Origin of the sequence: Treponema brennaborense DSM 12168 (assembly GCF_000212415.1) — a bacterium.
Taxonomy (GTDB): domain Bacteria; phylum Spirochaetota; class Spirochaetia; order Treponematales; family Treponemataceae; genus Treponema_F; species Treponema_F brennaborense.
In genome coordinates this window covers 1,645,624-1,664,009 of sequence record NC_015500.1, presented here as the reverse complement: position 1 = coordinate 1,664,009, position 18,386 = coordinate 1,645,624, and the positions used below count along the sequence as shown (strand labels likewise).

Here is an 18,386-nt window from a genome sequence, read left to right as displayed (position 1 = left end):
ATATTACGGTTTATAGTATACTAGTTTTTTTTGTTATGCAAGTGATTGACAAAAAAATCTATTCTGTCTAAATTGTGATAATAAGAAAAAATGAAATGCAGTTTCAATTTTGTTATTCAGGAGCGCAGGATGATTACGGATTTATTCAGATTGGACGGAAAAGTTGCGGTCGTAACCGGTGCGAACACGGGGTTGGGGCAGGGAATGTGCGTCGCGCTGGCGGAAGCTGGAGCGAAGGTCGTCGGCGTTGCGCGGCGCGGCTGCGACGAAACGGCCGCTTTGATCCGCAATGCCGGCGGAACGTTCGCCGCCGTAAAGGCCGATCTGAGTTCGACGGAGCCGGTCGGCCGAATCATCGACGAAGCGCTCGCCTCGTTCGGGCGGATAGATATTCTGGTGAACAACGCAGGGATCATTCTGCGTGCGGACGCCGTCGACGTTACCGAAGCCGATTGGGACGCCGTGATTGCGGTAAACCAGAAAGTACCGTATTTTCTGGCGCAGGCGGCGGCCCGGCAGTTCCTGAAGCAGCATTCCGGCGGTAAAATCGTCAACGTCGCGTCGATGCTTTCCTATCAGGGCGGTATCCGTGTGCCCGCGTACACGGCGAGCAAAAGCGCCGTAATGGGAATAACGAAAGCGTTGGCAAACGAATGGGCGAAATACGGAATCAACGTAAACGCCATCGCGCCCGGTTATATGGCGACGAATAATACGCAGGCGCTGCGCGGCGATTCGGAGCGCAGCGAGGCTATCCTCGACCGTATTCCGGCCGGCAGATGGGGCACTCCCGACGACATGAAAGGCGCGGTGGTTTTTCTGGCTTCCGAAGCCGCCTCTTACGTTCACGGATTTACGCTGGCAGTCGATGGCGGGTGGCTTTCTCGCTGATTGCATCTCGCTGAGTGCACCTTGTAACGAACCGGCGGATATGATATCCTTTACGCATGGCTCGCTCCGTATACGAATTTTCATATAAACATCGCCGCGCATTGCGGCGCAATGTATTTATCATAGTCGCCTTCGTATTGCTGCTGTTCGCGGCAGTAACGGGTATTTTCCGTTTTTTGCTGTTTCCGGTCGCCGTTCAATCCGATTCAATGAATCCGGGAACGGATCGGAACAGCCTGCTGCTCGTTACGCCGCTCGCTTCGGTGGAACGCGGCGACACCGTATTGGTTTCCGCACGTGCGCCGAAGCGGACGAACACGTTTCTTTCCATAATAGACAAATTCGTTTCGTTTGCAACATTCCAACAGTTGGCGCCGTTTTCTTCGAGCAGAAAAGTGTCGGAAACGGAAAGCCTCCGGCGCGTCGTCGGTATGCCGGGCGATACGCTGTACATGAAGGAATACGTTTTGTACGTAAAACCGGCGGGATCTTCCCATTTCCTGACTGAATTTGAACTTTCACCTACCGCGTACGATATTCAGGTTCAAGGCCTGCCGGCCGCGTGGGATCCGTCGCTCGGCGTCGCCGGCGAATTCGCCGAAACGACGCTGAAAGACGGCGAATATTTTCTGCTGTGCGATAACCGGATTTCCGGTATCGATTCCCGCGTGTGGGGTGTCGTTCCGAAATCGGACATCGCCGGCCGTGCGGTTTTGCAATACTTTCCGCTGAATCAGTTCGGCCTGCGGTAAAACGGTGAAAACGGCCGCCCGTTCGCTGTATCTCCATATTCCGTTCTGCAAGGCGAAGTGCGCGTACTGCGATTTTTTTTCCGTACCGGCGGAACACGTTCCCGACCGGTACGTCGACGCGCTGTGTGCGGAAATCGCGTTTCACGCGGAGGCCGAAAATCTGGCCGCGCCTGAAACCGTATATATCGGCGGCGGTACGCCGAGTCTGCTGTCTCCGGCGCAGCTGGAACGCATTATGTTCCGTCTCGATTCGCTGTATCCGTCGGGTGTGAAACCGGGCGCTGCCTGCGCGCCGGAAATTACTCTTGAAGTCAATCCCGAAAGTCTCTGCGAACCGTTTCTTGAAACGGCGCTGCGCTGCGGCGTCAATCGCATATCCGTCGGCGTGCAGGCGCTCGACGACGGCGCGCTTCGGTGTGTCCGCCGCCGCTGCAGTCGGGAACGGGCGCTCGGTGCGCTTTCGCTGCTTTCCCGCAGCGGCGTCCGGTTTTCCGCGGACATGATCGCGGGACTGCCCGAACTCGGCGACACGGCTTTCGTGTCCGGCCTGAAAGAGGTGCTTACCTATAATCCCGAACACGTTTCGCTGTACGCGCTTACGGTTGAAGAATCGACGCCGCTGTACCGGCAAATTGAGCGCGGCCGGCTTGCGTATACGGAAGAAACGACCGATTCTCAGTGGCTCGCCGGTCGTGCGCTGCTGGAAAGGGCCGGATACGCACAGTACGAGGTATCCAATTTTGCCAAACCCGGCTGCCGGAGCCGCCACAATACGGCGTATTGGCGGCAGCGCTCGTATGCCGGCGCCGGCGCCGGTGCGGTCGGGACGCTGTACGATACCGAAGCAGCCGCCGCGGTTGCGATTACGGCTGCGGCGCGGGAACCGGCTGCGCGCGTAAAATCCGCGCTGCGGTATGCGAATACGGCCGATATCGCCGTCTACACCGATTTTTGGACGGAAACGGCGCCGGATCCGCGCGGTTTTGCCGAAGGCGCCGATTTTCCGCTGGAACGGGAGCTGCTCGACGCCGACACGCTGGCGTTCGAGTTCTGTATGCTCGGACTGCGGCTGCGTGAAGGAATTGCAGCCGGTGAATATGAAGAACGCTTCGGCAAAAAATTGGATACCGCCGTTTTTGAAAAATGGCGCCAAAAAGGACTCGCCGTAAAATATTCCGACTGCGGCGAAATCCGGTACGCGCTTTCGGCCGACGGCATTCTGTTTTTGAACGCATTTCTTTCGGAATTGCTGGCATAAAGCGCGGAAAAAAACTATACTGAAACGAGACGGATACTATGCGTATAAAATGGTCGTTTGATAAAATCTTGTTGTTTTCCTATTTCGGCTTGCTCGCGGGAACGGGAACCGTACTGCTGCTGCTGCCGTTCTCCGTTACGCAGCCGCTGTCAGTGCCGGATGCGCTTTTTACTTCAGTTTCGGCGGTATGCGTGACCGGTTTGTGTACGGTGCCGATGAGCACGTTTACCGTTTTCGGAAAAGTGGTCATTTTGTTTCTGATCCAATTCGGCGGATTGGGAATCATCACGTTTTTTTCGTTATATATCGGAATCGGCAGCCGTCGCCGCGTGTCGTTCATGAACCGAAAAATGATCCGCAGTTTTTTTATCGATGAAGTGGAATCGGATCATAAAAAAATAGTGCGGAACATCGTGTCCATAACGCTCGGCATAGAACTTGCCGGAGCCGTTTGCTTATACGGCGCGTTTTCCGCCGCCGGCGTGCCGAACCCCGCGTTTACGGCGGTGTTTCACGCCGTTTCCTCGTTCTGCAACGCAGGATTTTCCACGTTCAACGATTCTCTTGCCGGTTTCGCGGATAATCCGGCCGTTCTGGTTCCGATCGCCGTACTCATTTTTCTGGGCGGAATCGGTTTTATCGTGATGAAAGACGTTTTCCGTTTCGTCAAAACTTTCGGCAGGGAGCGCGTTTCGTATCACGCAAAACTTGCGCTCGGCATGACCGCGTTTCTGATAGTCGGCGGTACGGTCCTGTTTTTGATTCTCGAATGGAATCAGGGATTCGCGCAGTACGGTGCGGGTGGCAAAATCCTGTCGGCGTTTTTTCAGTCGGTAACGACCCGAACTGCGGGATTTGAATCGGTTGCGCAGGCGCAGTTTTCGCCGGTGTCCGGCTTCGTCACGCTGCTGCTGATGTTTATCGGCGGTTCGCCGGGGTCGATCGCCGGCGGTGTGAAAACGACGACGTTTTTGATCGTCATGGCTTACGCGCTGAACGAACGGGACGATTCGACGTCGATGCTGCTCGGCCGCAAAAGCATTTCCGCCGGTATTCTTGAAAAAGCGTTCAACATCATCAGCAAAAGTATCATCTTTTTGTGCATCGCGGTTTTCCTGCTGATGTGTACGGAAGAGCGGCTGTTGCTGGCAGGTACCGCGTCGGTGTTCGACGTTTTGTTCGAGTCGTTTTCGGCTTTCGGAACGGTGGGCCTGACCAGAGGTTTGACGCCGCATCTGTCCGATTTGGGTAAAATAGTCATTATTGCAACGATGTTCATCGGCAGAACCGGCGTGTTCGCGATGATTCTGAAAATTCCGGGTAAAAAGGAAGAACGATTGATCAGGTATCCCGACGAACAGGTGATGCTCGGTTAGTTTCCGGCGGCGGAAGTTTTCAGCGATTATACGAACCGTTCGGCACCGCCGGTGACTTTCGGTTCAATGGTATGAGGAGACAGTATGAAACAGTTTGCGATTATCGGACTCGACGTTTTCGGCTTGCGAATGCTGGAACAGTTTTCGGAAATAGGCGCCGATGTGATCATTATCGATAAAAATCCCGATACGGTCAATAAATACAAAGAGCTCGCGCGCGATTCGTATATTTTGGACGTTATCAACGAGGCGGCGCTGAATCGCATCGTTCCGCAGGATATAGACGCGGTGATCATCGATTTGGGTTCCAGAATCGAAGCGTCCATCATGGTCTGCAATTTCCTGAAAAAGATGGGTATCCGGAATATCATCGTCAAGGCGGAAACTTCGGAGCACGGAGAAGTGCTTTCGATCGTCGGTGCGACGCGCGTCATTTATCCCGACCGCGAAGCGGCGCGGACGCTGACGCCGCTGCTCGTTTCAAACGCGATGTTCCAATATATGGCCGTTTCCGAGCATTTGGTGCTTGCCGAAGTCGGCGTTACCGAGGAGCTTGCCGGCAAAACGGTCGTCGATTCCAATATCAGAAACAAGTTCGGGCTGAACATCGTGGCGATCCGGAAAAGCGGAGACAGCGATTTTTCCTTTTTGCAGGATATCCATCACGTGTTCAGCGCGGACGACGTGATGCTGGTAGCGGGGTCGCCCGATTCCATTCACGCGTTCGTTAAGGCCGAAATTCCGCACGATGTCCGTCCGTTTTCCGGTATGTTCAAACATCTGTTTCCCGCTTTGCAGAAGCAGAAAAAATAATCGTCCGCCGGTGTGCAATATCGGCCGCCGCGCGGTGCGAACGATGTGCGGTGCGGGCTGCTTCGGCTGCTGTCGGGCGGGCGTATGCCGCGCGATTCAGCAGCGCGAGCGGCGGCACAGCGGGACCGATTCCCGCGGACGGCTAGACGCCGTCCGTTCGTTCCTCTGTGCGCTCCGAGCCTCATCATTCGTACAAATCGTTCAGTTTCCGGTATATCGCGTTCAGTTTGGTTTTCTGCGTATCGTCAAGCGTTCCGGCGGTTTCGTCTATGAGCGTTTCGAGGCTCGACAGACTTTCGTTCAGTGCGGTCGCGAAGCCGCGTGAAACCTTGAACCAGTACGAGCCGTGTCCGTCCGTAAACAGGCAGATAAAGCCGAGTTCTTTGCTTTTCGTTTTGGCGGTCGCCGTTTTCAAAATCAAATCGAGCGCACGGATAAGCTGCGCGGCGTCTCCTTCGCGGCTGAGCTGCACGTTGAGTTTCCGATTCCAGTCTTTGTCGTCGAGCGGCGTCAAATCGAGCGCTTTAGCCAGTCTGAACACAAGCTCCGCTTTTTCTCCGGCCAACAGTTCGTATCCGTTTATTTTGATCTTCGCGCGAAGGCCGCCGGTCTGGGCGAGGCGGGATTCGTCGCGTTCGTTCGCCAGTGCGTTCTGAAGCTGCGCGAACGGCAGTATGACGTTTTTCTTTCCCTTTATTTTTTCAACGGCGAAATCCGTGCCGCCGATGCGAATCGAGTCTGCGGGTTTGCCGTCTTTTGCGGATTTTCCCGCGCCCTGTCCGGCGGCGTTTTTAGCGTTTTTCGGTGCGGCAGGTTTTTCACCGGCCGCGCGCTTGTTCCGGCCGCGGGCGGCGGAAAGCTGCGTTTCCAGATCGGGATCGATGCGCGCAAGCAGATTTCGGGTAAGCGGCGACACCGACATCGCGAACATCCGCGACGTGCGCACGATTTCCCCTGCGACGATGAACAGCGGATCCGCGCGGAACATGCTCGATCCGGGGTGAATCTGGATGTGTTCGGCCGTAAGGCTCCGGTAGTTTTCCTTGCCTTCGCGCACGCACACGAATTGAATCATTCCGGCGGAAATGCAGCATAAATAATCGTCCATAGAACCGCCGCCGGTTACCGGGATTTCCATGTCGGTTACGATCTGTTCGAGCTGAATTTTGATGTTCAGAATTTCGGCCATGACCCGTTCGTCGAGATAATTGCTTTTGCAGAATTTCGACGCGTTTTTCATGGACGTGTACGTTCTGAACAACTTGACGTATGAAACGAAATCGCCTTGAATGTCGCGGAACGTATGATGGGCTTTGCGTGCGTCCGTTTCTTCTCCGGGGGGAAGGACGAACGGCGATTGCGCCGAAAGGAACGCCGCCGCTATGAGCGCTTCTTCAAGTACGTCCGGATAGCGCAGTATGGCTTCGACGATAATGCGGCTGACGCGCGGCACCAGCGGAAACTGCACCATCAGTTTGCCGATCGCCGACAGCGAGTTGTCGCTTTCAAGCGCTTTAAGCATACCGAGCGTTTCCACCGCGCCGACCATGCCTTCGTGTCCGGGCGGTGCGATAAAATCGAACTGCTCGAAGTCCGTTATACCCAATTCCGCCATACGCAGTACGACTTCCGACAGATCCGTGCGGTAAATCTCTTCGGTCGTATAGGTTTGCCGCGTTTCAAAATCTTTTCTGGTATACAGCCGGTAACAGGTTCCGCTCTGCGTGCGGCCGGCGCGGCCTTTGCGCTGATTGCACGATGCTTTTGAAACGGGGGTTTCGTTCAAACTCGCCGTATACGTGCGCGGATTGTAATAATTCAGTTTGGCCAGTCCGCTGTCTATGACGGTCGTGATGCCGGGAATCGTAACGCTGGTTTCGGCTATGTTCGTCGACACGATTACTTTTTTTCTGCCGAACGGCGCGGTTTCAAACACGCGCTCCTGTTCGTCTTTCGCAAGCCGCCCGTACAGCGGAATCAGATGGATTTTCCGTCCGAACGGCGCGGCCGCCAGCCGCCGGATACAGTCCTTGATGATTTTTTCGCCGGGCAGAAAACACAGAATGTCGCCCGTATCGTGATTGTCGAGCACGCGGTCGATAGTAGATTCCATTTTGGCGAGCAGCGCTTCAGCCGCCGACGGGGAGGCCGTGCTCGCCGGAATTGCCGGCGGATCGTATACTATGGTAACCGGATACGTTACCGTGTCTATCGTTACGATAGGGCAGCCGTCGAAATACGTTGAAAACGCTTCGGCGTTCATCGTTGCCGAAGACACGATGACTTTAAAATCCTGCCGTGCGGCGAGCACCCGTTTCAGCAGTCCCAGAACGAAGTCGATGTTCAGACTGCGCTCGTGCGCTTCGTCCACCATGACGACCGAATATTTTGAAAGCCACGGGTCGAGTTTCATTTCCTGCAGCAGGATGCCGTCGGTCATGATTTTAATGCGGGTGGTTGCGTCGGTTTTGTCTTCAAAACGCATTTTGTAGCCGACCAGCCCCGGATACGTCGTTTTCAGCTGTTTCGCGATAAATTCACTGACGCTGAGCGCCGCGATGCGGCGCGGCTGGGTTACGGCGATCATTCCCGCCGCGGAAAAACCTGCTTCGTGCAGAATGACCGGAATTTGGGTCGTTTTGCCCGAACCGGTCGGGCTCTGTACGACGATAACCTGATTTACGGCGAGCGTATCGAGAATTCGCTGTTTTTGCTCGTAAACCGGCAGAGAGGTGTAATCGTTCATCGTTGTGTATACGTTCCTTTTATGTTTTCCATGATTTCCTTCCGTGCGGCAAAATACGCGGCGTACGCCGTTTTGCCTTCCGCAGCCAGATTTTCGATAAACGTATCGTTCAGCTGCTTTATGACATAGTTCCGCGCCGGATCTATATAAGTGGTGATAAGATACGGCGTTACGTCCGCAATACGGAACGAAGGCGCCGGTTGCGGCACGCGTTCCTCCGGTTCTGCGGATTCCGATGTGCTTGAATCGGACGGCCGTTCTTTTTCAAGCCGAACTTGAATCAGATATCCGTCGCCCGTATTGTCTCTCTCGTTTGCCGGATTCGCCAGATCGGGTGCGTACCGCTGTCCGGAGATCGTGTTGCCCAACGCGTACATGACGAGTGCGGACGGCGCCGGATTTTTTGCGGCATCGGCTGTTCCCGACTCGGTCGTTCCCGCTCCCGCTCCCGCCGTTTCCGTTCCTGTCTCTCCCGCCGTTTCCGACCGGGTAACGATTTCCCATTCTTTTGCGATGTGCGGATGGTTCGCCCAGATAATATCGACGCCGCTGTCTATCAGCGAATAATAGTAATTACGCCTGACGGTCGTAATATCCGGTACGTATTCGTCTTCGCACGTATGGATCGATAAAACGAACACGTCGCAGGGGTTTTCGCTGCGGAGCGTTTGCAGTTCCGTCCGGAACGTCTCGCGCCGCGCCGCCGCCGGTTCAACGTAATCTATCCGGTCTTTGGACGTATGGCGGTTCAGAATTTCGGTAACGGCGGCGTACAGAATCGTCCAGTCGTTTTTCCGTATTACCTGATACGAAATGCCGGCTCCCGGTTTTTCCTTGATTCCGGCGGCGTACACGCCGGAAGATTCTTTCGTCTTAAAATATGCGTACGTCTGTGCAACGCCGTCGCTTTCCTGATCGTTGGTGTGATTGTTCGCAAGAGAAAACACGTCGAATCCGGCCGCGATCGCCGCATCGGCGTACGGCGGCTGCACGTTGAAATTCGGATAATTTTCATACGGCCGCCCCGCGTGGACGGGCGTTTCAAAATTCGCGAATGAAAAATCGTCGTTTTTGATGATCGATTCGATATCCGCATAAATCAGACGGTAGTTTTTCATTCTGAAATTGGGCGTATGCGCCATGATGTCGCCGGCGAACGTAAGCGTCAAGGCCGACGGTTTATCCGGTTCCGCCGCAGAAGCCTGTTCGGTTTTTAAGGTGATTTCCGGCGGTTCATACGGCATTACCGGTTCCGTTTTAACGGATCCGGCGCACGAAACCAGATAAAACGCAAGCGGACAGCATAATATAAGCGGAAAACACTTTTTTTTCTTCATATTGATAGTATATCATTGACAGCTTGAATTCTTCAAGTTAAAATTCACGGATACGAGAAATAATTGGTAGGAGAAACTGTATGATGGACACTGTCAAGCTGGTGTATTTTTTCGGCGGCGGAAAAGCCGAAGGTAGCGCCGCGATGCGCCGCGAATTGGGCGGTAAAGGTGCGAACCTTGCCGAAATGACGAATCTGGGCATTCCCGTTCCGCCGGGATTCACCGTTTCTACGGAAGTGTGCAGACTGTTTTATGAAAACGGCAAAACGTATCCGAACGGACTCAAAGCGCAGGTGGCTGAACATTTGGCGGCGCTTGAAAAACTGATGGGCAAAAAACTCGGCGACGCGTCGGATCCGCTTTTGGTGTCGGTCCGTTCCGGCGCGGAAGTTTCCATGCCCGGTATGATGGACACGATCCTCAATTTGGGTATGAACGACAAAGCCGCCGCGGGGCTCGCCGCTAAAACCGGTAATCTGCGGTTCGCCTGGGACGCGTACCGCCGGTTCATTCAAATGTACGGCGACGTCGCGATGGGCGTGCCGGCCGAATCGTTTGAAGACGCCTTGTGCGAATTGAAATGGAAACGGAACGTGATGCTCGATACCGAGCTTTCGGCGCAGGATCTGGAAGAACTGGTCGGCACTTATAAGGCGATATACCGGAACGCGCTCGGCGCGGATTTTCCGCAGGATCCGATTGAACAGCTGTGGGGTGCGATCGACGCCGTGTTCGGTTCCTGGATGAACGAGCGCGCCATAAAATACCGTGCACTGAACGATATCAAAGGGCTCGCCGGAACCGCGGTCAACATTCAGTCCATGGTGTTCGGTAATTTCGGCGCGGATTCCGGCACGGGCGTCTGTTTCAGCCGCGATCCGTCTACCGGCGTGAACACGTTTTACGGCGAATATCTGATGAACGCGCAGGGTGAAGACGTCGTCGCCGGTATCAGAACGCCTGAAACCATCGATAAACTCGAAAAGGAAAACGCCGCTGTGTATAAGCAGCTGACCGATATCCGCGACCGGCTTGAAAAACATTACCGCGACATGCAGGATATGGAATTCACCGTTCAGCAGGGAAAATTATATATCCTGCAGACCCGCAACGGCAAACGCACCGGTCAGGCCGCCGTAAAATGCGCGGTGGATATGGTCGCCGAAAAACTCATTACGAAAGACGAAGCGATCCGGCGCGTTTCCGCCGTACAGCTCGATCAGCTGCTGCATCCCATGATCTCCGTTTCCGCGCTCAAAACGGCAGTGCCGCTTACGAAAGGGCTGAACGCGTCTCCGGGCGCCGCCTGCGGGCAAATCGTGTATACGGCGTCCGACGCCGAAAAATGGACGGCGGAAGGCAAAAAAGTCGTACTCGTCCGTAAAGAAACCAGTCCCGAAGACATTGCCGGTATGGTCGTGTCCGAAGGCATCCTGACTTCGACCGGCGGAATGACCAGTCACGCCGCCGTCGTTGCCCGCGGAATGGGCACTCCGTGCGTGTGCGGCGCACAGGAAGTGGTGGTCACGGGAAACACGGTTACCATCGGCAGCCGTAAATTTACCGAAGGCGACTATATTACCATAGACGGGTCGTCCGGTTGCGTATACGAAGGGGACTTGCCGCTTTCATCACCCGGCATATCGAGCGAACTCGACACGTTCCTGAGCTGGTGCGATGAAAAATGCGCGCAGTCCGTGCGCGGGCCGATCAAGGGATTTTCCGTTCGCGCGAACGCCGATCAGGGACCGGACGCAGTGCAGGCTTTTAAATTCGGGGCGGAAGGCATCGGTCTGTGCCGTACCGAACATATGTTTTTCGACCGGGATAAACTGATCCATTTCCGGGCGATGATCGTTTCGGACACCGCCGAGCAGCGCCGTTCCGCGCTGAACAAGATTCTGCCGTTGCAGCAAAAGGATTTTACCGCCATTTTTGAGGCGATGAACGGACGTCCCGTTACTATCCGATTGCTCGATCCGCCGCTGCACGAGTTCATTCCGCATACGGCGGCCGAAAAGGACGAACTCGCCGCGTACATGGGAATCGAAGCGGTGCGGCTTGCGGTCAAACTCGACCGGCTGCACGAAATGAACCCCATGCTCGGACACCGCGGCTGCCGTCTGGGTATTACGTACCCCGAAATATACGATATGCAGGTTGAAGCTATCGTGCGGGCAGCCGCGGACTGCGCCGCGCGGGGATTGCCGGTGCAGCCTGAAATCATGATCCCCATCGTGTGCGACGACGCCGAACTGCACATTCTGCGCGGACGTGCGGAGGCTATCGTCAGTTCGGTCTGCGGCGGCAACACGAAGCTCGCCGATTCTATCAAGATCGGTTCCATGATAGAAGTTCCCCGCGCGGCGCTGCTTGCCGGAAAACTCGCGCAGTACGCGGATTTTTTCAGCTTCGGCACGAACGACTTGACGCAGATGACGTTTGCGTTCAGCCGGGACGACGCGGTGAAGTTTTTGCCCGCGTATTTGGAGCAGCATATTTTTGAAACAGATCCGTTCAAAACGCTCGATGAAGCAGGCGTCGGCGCACTGGTCAACTTTGCCCGCGAACAGTCCCGCGCCGTCAAACCGGACATGAAACTCGGTATTTGCGGCGAGCACGGCGGAGATCCGGTAACGATCGATTTCTGTTATCGCGCGGGACTCAATTACGTGTCCTGCTCTCCGTACCGCGTACCGGTTGCCCGGCTTGCGGCAGCCCAGGCGGTTATCAGAAACAGCTGACTCGAGACGTTTCCCGTGATGCAGTAGCCGCTCTCGCGTGAAGGCGCACTGCGCAGCGGAAACGCCGAGCCGGATAAGGCGGCGGACCGAAACGTCCGTTCCCTTATCCGGCTTTTTGTTTTTTACGCGATGCGATTATGGAGCTTTCGCACCCGCAGGTTGACAAAATTCAAAGCGCAATTGGTGGTTGTCAACCGGAAAATCCGATATACTTGGCGTAAAAGAGGCAGTAGGAGGTTCGTATGAAACTTGCGGAAAAAATAGAGATCCTGCGGAAACGGAACGGCTGGTCGCAGGAGGAGCTTGCGGATAAAGTTGCCGTGTCGCGGCAGTCGGTATCGAAATGGGAAAGCGGCGGTGCGGTTCCCGAACTCGATAAAATACTGTTACTGAGCACGCTGTTCGGCGTCAGTACCGATACGCTACTGAAAGACGATTTGTCCGTTTCAGCGGAACCGGCGTCTTCGGCCGGGGAAAAGGTACTCCGCCGCGTTTCCCTGCCCGAAGCGGAACGCTTTATCGCCGTGTCTGCCGCCGCCGCCCGCACTATTGCCGGAGGAGTGGCAGTCTGCATTTGTTCGGTGGCGGTATTACTGCTGTTGCAGTTGCTGTCGGAAACCGGCGTCGTTCCGCTCTCGGAAAACGGAGCGGCGGCTCTGGGGGTTACGCTGCTGCTGGCCGGTGTGGCCGCTGCGGTCGCCGTTATCATTTTGAACGGAATGAAGCTGCACGTTTTTGAATATATCAAATCGGAACCGTTTACGCTCGATTCAGCTGCCGCCGCTCTGGTTCAGGAAAAAAAGCAGCGCTTTGAACTGCCGTATGCCTTCAAAATCGTGTGGGGAGTGGTGCTGTGTATCGTCAGCGTGATTCCCGTGGTTGTTTCGGGTTTTTTCGATATGTCCGACGCGGTTTTGACCGGCGCAGTGTGTCTTATGCTGGGACTCGTCGCCGTCGGAGTTTTTCTGTTTATCTCGGCCGGCATGGTGAAGGCGAGTTACGACCAATTGCTTCAAACCGGGGCGTTCGTCCCTGAACTGAAAGCCGCCGCCGGGCGGAACGCGAACTTTGAAAGTGCGCTGAGCGGCATGTATTGGTCTGTCGTAACGGCGGCGTACCTCGGCTACAGTTTCATTACGCACGACTGGGGGCGGTCGTGGATTATTTGGCCGTGTGCGGGAGTGCTGTACGGAATCGTTTCCGGCATCGTCCGGCTGCGGCATCCCAAAGAGTTGTAATCGCCGCACGGCAGAAGCGCGGCGGCTTCCGCGTCTGATCGGTCATTTTAGCAAGTCGAGATACGCGCCGTATCCTTCTGCTTCCATCTGATCCTGCGGAATGAAGCGCAGGGCCGCGCTGTTGATGCAATACCGCAGACCGCCGCTTTCTTTCGGTCCGTCGTTGAATACGTGTCCCAAATGTGCGTCTGAGGCGGCGGAGCGGACTTCGGTTCGCATCATGCCGAACGACGTGTCCGTCCGCGTGTTCAGCAGCGACTCGTCTATCGGTTTGCTGAACGCGGGCCAGCCGCAGCCGGAATCGAATTTATCAGTTGAAACGAACAGCGGCTGTCCGGTGATTACGTCGACGTATATGCCTGCCCTGAATTCGTCGTAATAGGCGTTCTTGAACGCCGGCTCGGTTGCGTTGCGCTGCGTTACTTCGTACTGTTCCCGCGTGAGCGTGCGGCGCAGCTGTTCGTCGTTTGGCTTCCGGTACGGCGAACCGCCGGCAGCGTGGGGCGCTGCAAGTTTCTGTTTTGCTTCTTCCAGTTTGCGGCGCGGAATATGGCAGTATCCGCCGGGGTTTTTCTGCAAATAATCCTGATGGTATGCTTCGGCAGGGTAGTAAGTTTGCAGCGGTGTGATTTCCACCGCCAACGGGAGACGATATTCGCGCGCCACGGATTCCGCCACGCTTCGTATTATCGGTTCGTCGGCGGCGTCCGTATAGTAAACGCCCGTCCGATACTGGCTGCCCGCATCGTTTCCCTGGCGGTTTACGCTCGTCGGATCGATGATGCCGAAATAAGTACGTATCAGAAAATCGAGCGGAATGACGGCAGGATCGTATACGACCTGAACGGTTTCCGCGTATCCGGTTTCCGAACGGCAGACTGCTTCGTAGGTCGGCCGTTCCGTATCGCCGTTAGCGTATCCGACTTGCGTTGCCGAAACTCCCGGCAGGTTTCTCATATATTCCTGCGTTCCCCAAAAGCAGCCGCCGGCCAGAAAAATTTCTTTTTGACCCTGCGGTACGGTCAGCCGCCGTACGGTATCGGTTTCCTGCTTTTGCATACGAATCTCCTTCGCCGTGCCTTTCGCACAGCCGCCTAAAATCACCGCAGCCGCCAATACTGCGGCGGTGCCTATCCGTCCGGGCATATACTGTACCTCCGGTAATCAGCCGTATCAAATGCGGCTCCGTCATCAAGTATACGATAAACAAACTGTATTTATTTTGGTTACAGTTATTCGCCGCATTCGGCGTTCGGAAAATGGTGCCGGATTCACACACGCGGGATATCGGATTCACACATACTTGACTTTTTTTTATAAAGAATTTACTATTACTGTAATAACTTTATAAATAATGAATTATTTGTAGTGTTGCAGGGGGCTTCTATGGGAAAGACTATCGCACAGAAAATTTTTGAAACGCACGTAGCTGAAAAACCTTTTCAGGATACTTGGGTGCTGAAACTCGACCGTGTATTCTGCCATGAAATCACGACGCCGGTTGCCATTACCGACCTCGCTGAAAACGGCAAAGATCGCGTGTTCGATCCGTCCAAAATCAAAGCGGTCATCGATCACGTAACGCCGGCGAAAGATTCCAAAACGGCGCTGCAGGGAAAAATCCTGCGCGAATGGGCGTTCCGTAATCATATCAAGGATTTTTTCGATATCGGTGCGAACGGCGTGTGCCACGCCATTTTTCCGGAAAAAGGATTCGTGCGGCCCGGTTTTACCGTTATCATGGGCGACAGCCACACGTGTACGCACGGCGCGTTCGGTGCATTTGCAGCGGGAGTGGGTACGACCGATCTTGAAGTCGGTATTCTGAAAGGTGTGTGTTCCTTTAAGGAGCCTAAAACGATCAAGTTCGTGCTGAACGGAACGCTTCCGGCCGGCGTTTATGCAAAAGACGTCATTCTGTATATTATCGGTAAAATCGGCGTAAACGGTGCGACGAACTGCGTTATGGAATTTGCCGGGCCGATAATCGACGCCATGTCTATGGAAGCGCGCATGACCGTCTGCAATATGGCGGTTGAAGCCGGTGCGACCAGCGGTATTTGTATGCCCGATATGACGACCGTCGAATATCTGTGGCCGTTCATTAAAGATGATTTCGCTTCAAAAGAAGCGGCGCTCGCTGAATATGCAACGTGGTGCTCCGATGCGGACGCGGCGTATGAACGGGTGTATACGTACGATTTGTCCGATCTGGAACCGCTCGCTACGTTCGGTTTTAAACCCGATCAGGTAAAACCGATTCGCGAACTCGCCGGAACGAAAGTCGATCAGGTGTATATCGGTTCCTGTACGAACGGCCGCATAGAAGATCTGCGTGAAGCGGCGAAAGTGCTTGCCGAAGCGCTTTCGCAAGGCAAACGGATCGCGCCCGGCGTGCGCGGTATCCTTTCGCCGGCGACTCCTTCCATTTACAAAAAGGCACTGGAAGAAGGTATTCTTGCAACGTTCATGGATTTCGGGTTTTGCGTTACGAATCCGACGTGCGGTGCATGCCTCGGCATGAGCAACGGTGTTCTTGCCGAAAACGAGGTGTGTGCCTCTACCACAAACCGCAATTTTAATGGTAGAATGGGAAAAGGCGGAGTCGTCCATCTGATGAGTCCCGCCAGTGCCGCAGCGACAGCCGTTGCCGGTACGATAACAAATTCATCACTCTTTAAGGGGAATGTGAAATGAAACAGTTCGGAGGACAAGTTCTGTTCCTGGATCGTTCGGATATCAATACCGACGAAATTATTCCGGCAAAATATCTGACGGAAATCAGTAAACAGGCGTTGAAACCCTATTTGCTCGAAGATTTGAAACTCGACGGCTTTGATCCGAAAGCCGACGTCGCCGGTAAAAAGGTAATAATTACCCGGGAAAATTTCGGCTGCGGTTCATCGCGCGAACACGCCCCTTGGGCGCTTGAAGTGAACGGAATCTACGCGGTCGTTGCGGTTAACTTTGCCCGCATTTTCCGCCAGAACATGTTCAATTGCGGTATGCTCGCCGTCGAACTGTCCAAAAAAGATATAGACGACATGTTCCGCACGTTTGCCGATAAGGATACCGAATGCACCATCGTTATCAACGACGACGGTACGGCAAAGGTAAAATTGATTTCCGGCAGTTTGTCCAAAAGCTATCATTTCCCGCTCGATGGCTTTGAAAAGGCGCTGATAGAAAACGACGGCTGGCTCGGTTACGCGGAAAAAAAATATTAACCGTTTGCAGCTGTGCGCGCCGCCCGGAAGCGACTGTGCGTGCGCGTCGGCATAAACTGCGACTGTTCTATACGGAAAACTTCCGGTACGTTGCGTATCCGGAAGTTTTTTTATATACTGACGAACGATGTACGGGAGGAAAGAATGCTTTCAACGGATGATATCGTATACAAATTGGACGTTCCCGCTGAGGACGGCGCGGGAACGCGTCTTGCCCGGCAGCTGACGTTTATTGCCGAAGTGGATAAAATGAAACACATTCTGCGCCGCACGCTGCTTACCGACGGGTCGCGCCGGGAAAACGATGCGGAACATTCGTGGCACCTTGCGCTGATGGCGGTCGTACTTGAAGAATACGCGGCCGAACCGGTGCGCATGGCGCGCGTTCTTAAAATGGTCGTCGTGCACGATTTGATTGAAATTTACGCGGGCGATACGTTCGCCTTCGATACGGCGGGAAACACCGATAAAGCCGAACGCGAAGCTGCTGCAGCCGACACGCTGTTTGCGCTGCTGCCGCCCGATCAGGCGCGGGATATCCGCTTTTTGTGGGAAGAATTCGACCGCATGGATACCGCCGATTCGCGTTTTGCGGCAAGTCTCGACCGGCTGCAGCCGTTTATGCACAATACGCTGACCGACGGTCATACGTGGAAGCTCGGTTCCGTTTCGGCTGCGCAAGTGTACGAGCGTATGGCTCCGGTAAAGACGGGAACGCCCGCGCTGTGGCCGTGGGTGGAACGGCAGATAAGCGGCGGCATAAAAAACGGCTGGATTCATACCTGAGCCGTATCGGATTGCGGGCGGTATTCGGACGGCTACCGGACGGTGTTTACCGGCGTTCCGTTAATGAACGCCGCAAGATTTTCGGCCGCGATGCGAATCAGGCGCTGCCGGGTTTCGCGCGGCGCCCAAGCGATGTGCGGCGTAATGATACAGTTCGGCGCGTGCAACAGCGGATTGTCTTTTTTCATCGGTTCTTCGGAAACGACGTCCGCCGCGTATCCTGCGAGCCGTCCGCTTTCAAGTGCTTCACGCACGTCTGCTTCACGTACGAGACCGCCGCGCGCCGTGTTGATCAGATACGCGCCGCGTTTCATCTGCGCCAGCGTTTCCGCACGGATAAGTTCCGCAGTCTGATCGGTGAGCGGAGCGTGCAGACTCAGAAAGTCTGATTCGGTAAAAAGGGTTTCCTGCGGTACGAACGTAATGCCGCCGCACGTCCGGGCGGAACGCGTCGTGCACAGAACGTTCATACCGTACGCCGCCGCAATCCGGGCGACGCGGCGGCCGATGTTGCCGAACCCGTAAATGCCGAGCGTTTTGCCGTCAAGTTCGATAAGCGGTTTTTTCCAGTAGCAGAAATCGGGATTGGCGCACCAGTCGCCGGCGTGTACGGAATCGTTGTGTACGGCGACCGAAGATGCGAATTCGCCGATGAACGCGAACACGTGCTGTGCGACGGCAGACGTGCTGTAGGAAGGCACGTTCGTTACGGTAACTCCGTGTTTCGCGGCGGCGGCAACGTCGACTACGTTATATCCGGTAGCCAGTATGCCGACATATGAGAGCGACGGACACGCGCGGAAAATTTCTTCAGTAAGAATTGTTTTATTTATGATAACGGCCTGTGCGTTCCCGATCCGTCCGACGACCTGATCCGGCGGAGTTCTGTCGTAAAACGTGCACGACCCCAGAGCGGAAAAATCATCCCAACTTAAACCGTCGGGATTTATTGCATGACTGTCAAGAAAAACGATATCCATCAGCCGAGAACATCAAATCCGCAGCCGATTATAGCGTTGCTGATTGCATCTTCGATACCGGCGGTATTCTCGTCGAAATCTACGAGCACCTGAGCTTTTAAAGCGTTCGCGGTACAGGATGCGACTCCGACTACTGCGGAAACAGCAGTCTGAACAGCCTGTTCGTTCCGTTCATCCGCCATACCGGCCACGTAAATTTTCTTTTGCATGGGAGCTCCTTCCAAAAACCTTACAACAA

Annotated in this window: 15 protein-coding genes; 10 read left to right on the top strand and 5 right to left on the bottom strand. The window is 54.8% G+C overall.

What is annotated here, in order from left to right; all coding sequences use genetic code 11:
- Positions 1-129: 129 nt before the first annotated feature.
- From kduD to TREBR_RS07205, 5 genes are all read left to right on the top strand, one after another.
- Positions 130-891 (top strand): 2-dehydro-3-deoxy-D-gluconate 5-dehydrogenase KduD, encoded by a 762-nt coding sequence (kduD, locus tag TREBR_RS07225; protein WP_013758537.1) that lies wholly within the window; start codon positions 130-132, stop codon positions 889-891.
- Between the two features lie 56 nt (positions 892-947).
- Positions 948-1,643: a signal peptidase I gene (gene lepB / locus TREBR_RS07220; protein WP_013758536.1), complete on the top strand. Its 696-nt coding sequence runs from the start codon at positions 948-950 to the stop codon at positions 1,641-1,643.
- Between the two features lie 4 nt (positions 1,644-1,647).
- Positions 1,648-2,901, top strand: coding sequence for a coproporphyrinogen-III oxidase family protein (locus TREBR_RS07215; RefSeq protein ID WP_013758535.1), 1,254 nt, complete (start codon positions 1,648-1,650; stop codon positions 2,899-2,901).
- Positions 2,902-2,939: 38 nt separating this feature from the next.
- A complete protein-coding gene (locus TREBR_RS07210; protein ID WP_013758534.1) occupies positions 2,940-4,277 on the top strand; it encodes a TrkH family potassium uptake protein in 1,338 nt (445 codons plus the stop codon).
- Between the two features lie 84 nt (positions 4,278-4,361).
- Complete coding sequence (locus tag TREBR_RS07205; protein ID WP_013758533.1) at positions 4,362-5,090, top strand: potassium channel family protein; 729 nt, start codon at positions 4,362-4,364, stop codon at positions 5,088-5,090.
- Between the two features lie 184 nt (positions 5,091-5,274).
- Here TREBR_RS07205 and TREBR_RS07200 read toward each other — a convergent pair whose 3' ends face one another.
- Both TREBR_RS07200 and TREBR_RS07195 read right to left on the bottom strand, forming a co-directional pair.
- On the bottom strand, positions 5,275-7,836 hold the full coding sequence (locus TREBR_RS07200) for a helicase-related protein (protein WP_013758532.1): 2,562 nt from the start codon (positions 7,834-7,836) through the stop codon (positions 5,275-5,277).
- Positions 7,833-9,173: a CapA family protein gene (locus tag TREBR_RS07195; protein ID WP_013758531.1), complete on the bottom strand. Its 1,341-nt coding sequence runs from the start codon at positions 9,171-9,173 to the stop codon at positions 7,833-7,835. Before TREBR_RS07195 ends, TREBR_RS07200 begins: the two co-directional genes overlap by 4 nt.
- A gap of 83 nt (positions 9,174-9,256) precedes the next feature.
- Here TREBR_RS07195 and ppdK point away from each other — a divergent pair, with 83 nt between their 5' ends.
- Together ppdK and TREBR_RS07185 are read left to right on the top strand one after the other, a co-directional pair.
- Complete coding sequence (ppdK, locus tag TREBR_RS07190; protein WP_041610726.1) at positions 9,257-11,917, top strand: pyruvate, phosphate dikinase; 2,661 nt, start codon at positions 9,257-9,259, stop codon at positions 11,915-11,917.
- Positions 11,918-12,159: 242 nt separating this feature from the next.
- Complete coding sequence (locus TREBR_RS07185; protein ID WP_013758529.1) at positions 12,160-13,155, top strand: helix-turn-helix transcriptional regulator; 996 nt, start codon at positions 12,160-12,162, stop codon at positions 13,153-13,155.
- Between the two features lie 42 nt (positions 13,156-13,197).
- Here the strand turns inward: TREBR_RS07185 and msrB are convergent, their stop codons facing one another.
- A complete protein-coding gene (msrB, locus tag TREBR_RS07180; RefSeq protein WP_013758528.1) occupies positions 13,198-14,301 on the bottom strand; it encodes a peptide-methionine (R)-S-oxide reductase MsrB in 1,104 nt (367 codons plus the stop codon).
- A gap of 240 nt (positions 14,302-14,541) precedes the next feature.
- Here msrB and TREBR_RS07175 point away from each other — a divergent pair, with 240 nt between their 5' ends.
- The 3 genes from TREBR_RS07175 to TREBR_RS07165 all read left to right on the top strand — a co-directional run bounded on the left by TREBR_RS07175 (position 14,542) and on the right by TREBR_RS07165 (position 17,168).
- Positions 14,542-15,852 carry a 3-isopropylmalate dehydratase large subunit gene (locus TREBR_RS07175; protein ID WP_013758527.1) on the top strand — a complete coding sequence of 437 codons (1,311 nt, stop codon included), beginning with the start codon at positions 14,542-14,544 and terminating at the stop codon, positions 15,850-15,852.
- Positions 15,849-16,382 carry a 3-isopropylmalate dehydratase small subunit gene (locus TREBR_RS07170; RefSeq protein WP_013758526.1) on the top strand — a complete coding sequence of 178 codons (534 nt, stop codon included), beginning with the start codon at positions 15,849-15,851 and terminating at the stop codon, positions 16,380-16,382. The genes TREBR_RS07175 and TREBR_RS07170 overlap by 4 nt, the downstream gene beginning before the upstream one ends.
- A gap of 144 nt (positions 16,383-16,526) precedes the next feature.
- The gene (locus TREBR_RS07165; protein WP_013758525.1) at positions 16,527-17,168 is read left to right on the top strand and encodes an HD domain-containing protein; all 642 of its coding nucleotides are present in this window, start codon (positions 16,527-16,529) and stop codon (positions 17,166-17,168) included.
- 32 nt (positions 17,169-17,200) lie between these two features.
- Here TREBR_RS07165 and TREBR_RS07160 read toward each other — a convergent pair whose 3' ends face one another.
- Both TREBR_RS07160 and TREBR_RS07155 read right to left on the bottom strand, forming a co-directional pair.
- Positions 17,201-18,148, bottom strand: a complete 948-nt coding sequence (locus TREBR_RS07160) for a D-2-hydroxyacid dehydrogenase (RefSeq protein ID WP_013758524.1) — start codon at positions 18,146-18,148, stop codon at positions 17,201-17,203.
- Positions 18,148-18,357 carry a cation transporter gene (locus tag TREBR_RS07155; RefSeq protein ID WP_013758523.1) on the bottom strand — a complete coding sequence of 70 codons (210 nt, stop codon included), beginning with the start codon at positions 18,355-18,357 and terminating at the stop codon, positions 18,148-18,150. Before TREBR_RS07155 ends, TREBR_RS07160 begins: the two co-directional genes overlap by 1 nt.
- Positions 18,358-18,386: the final 29 nt, after the last annotated feature.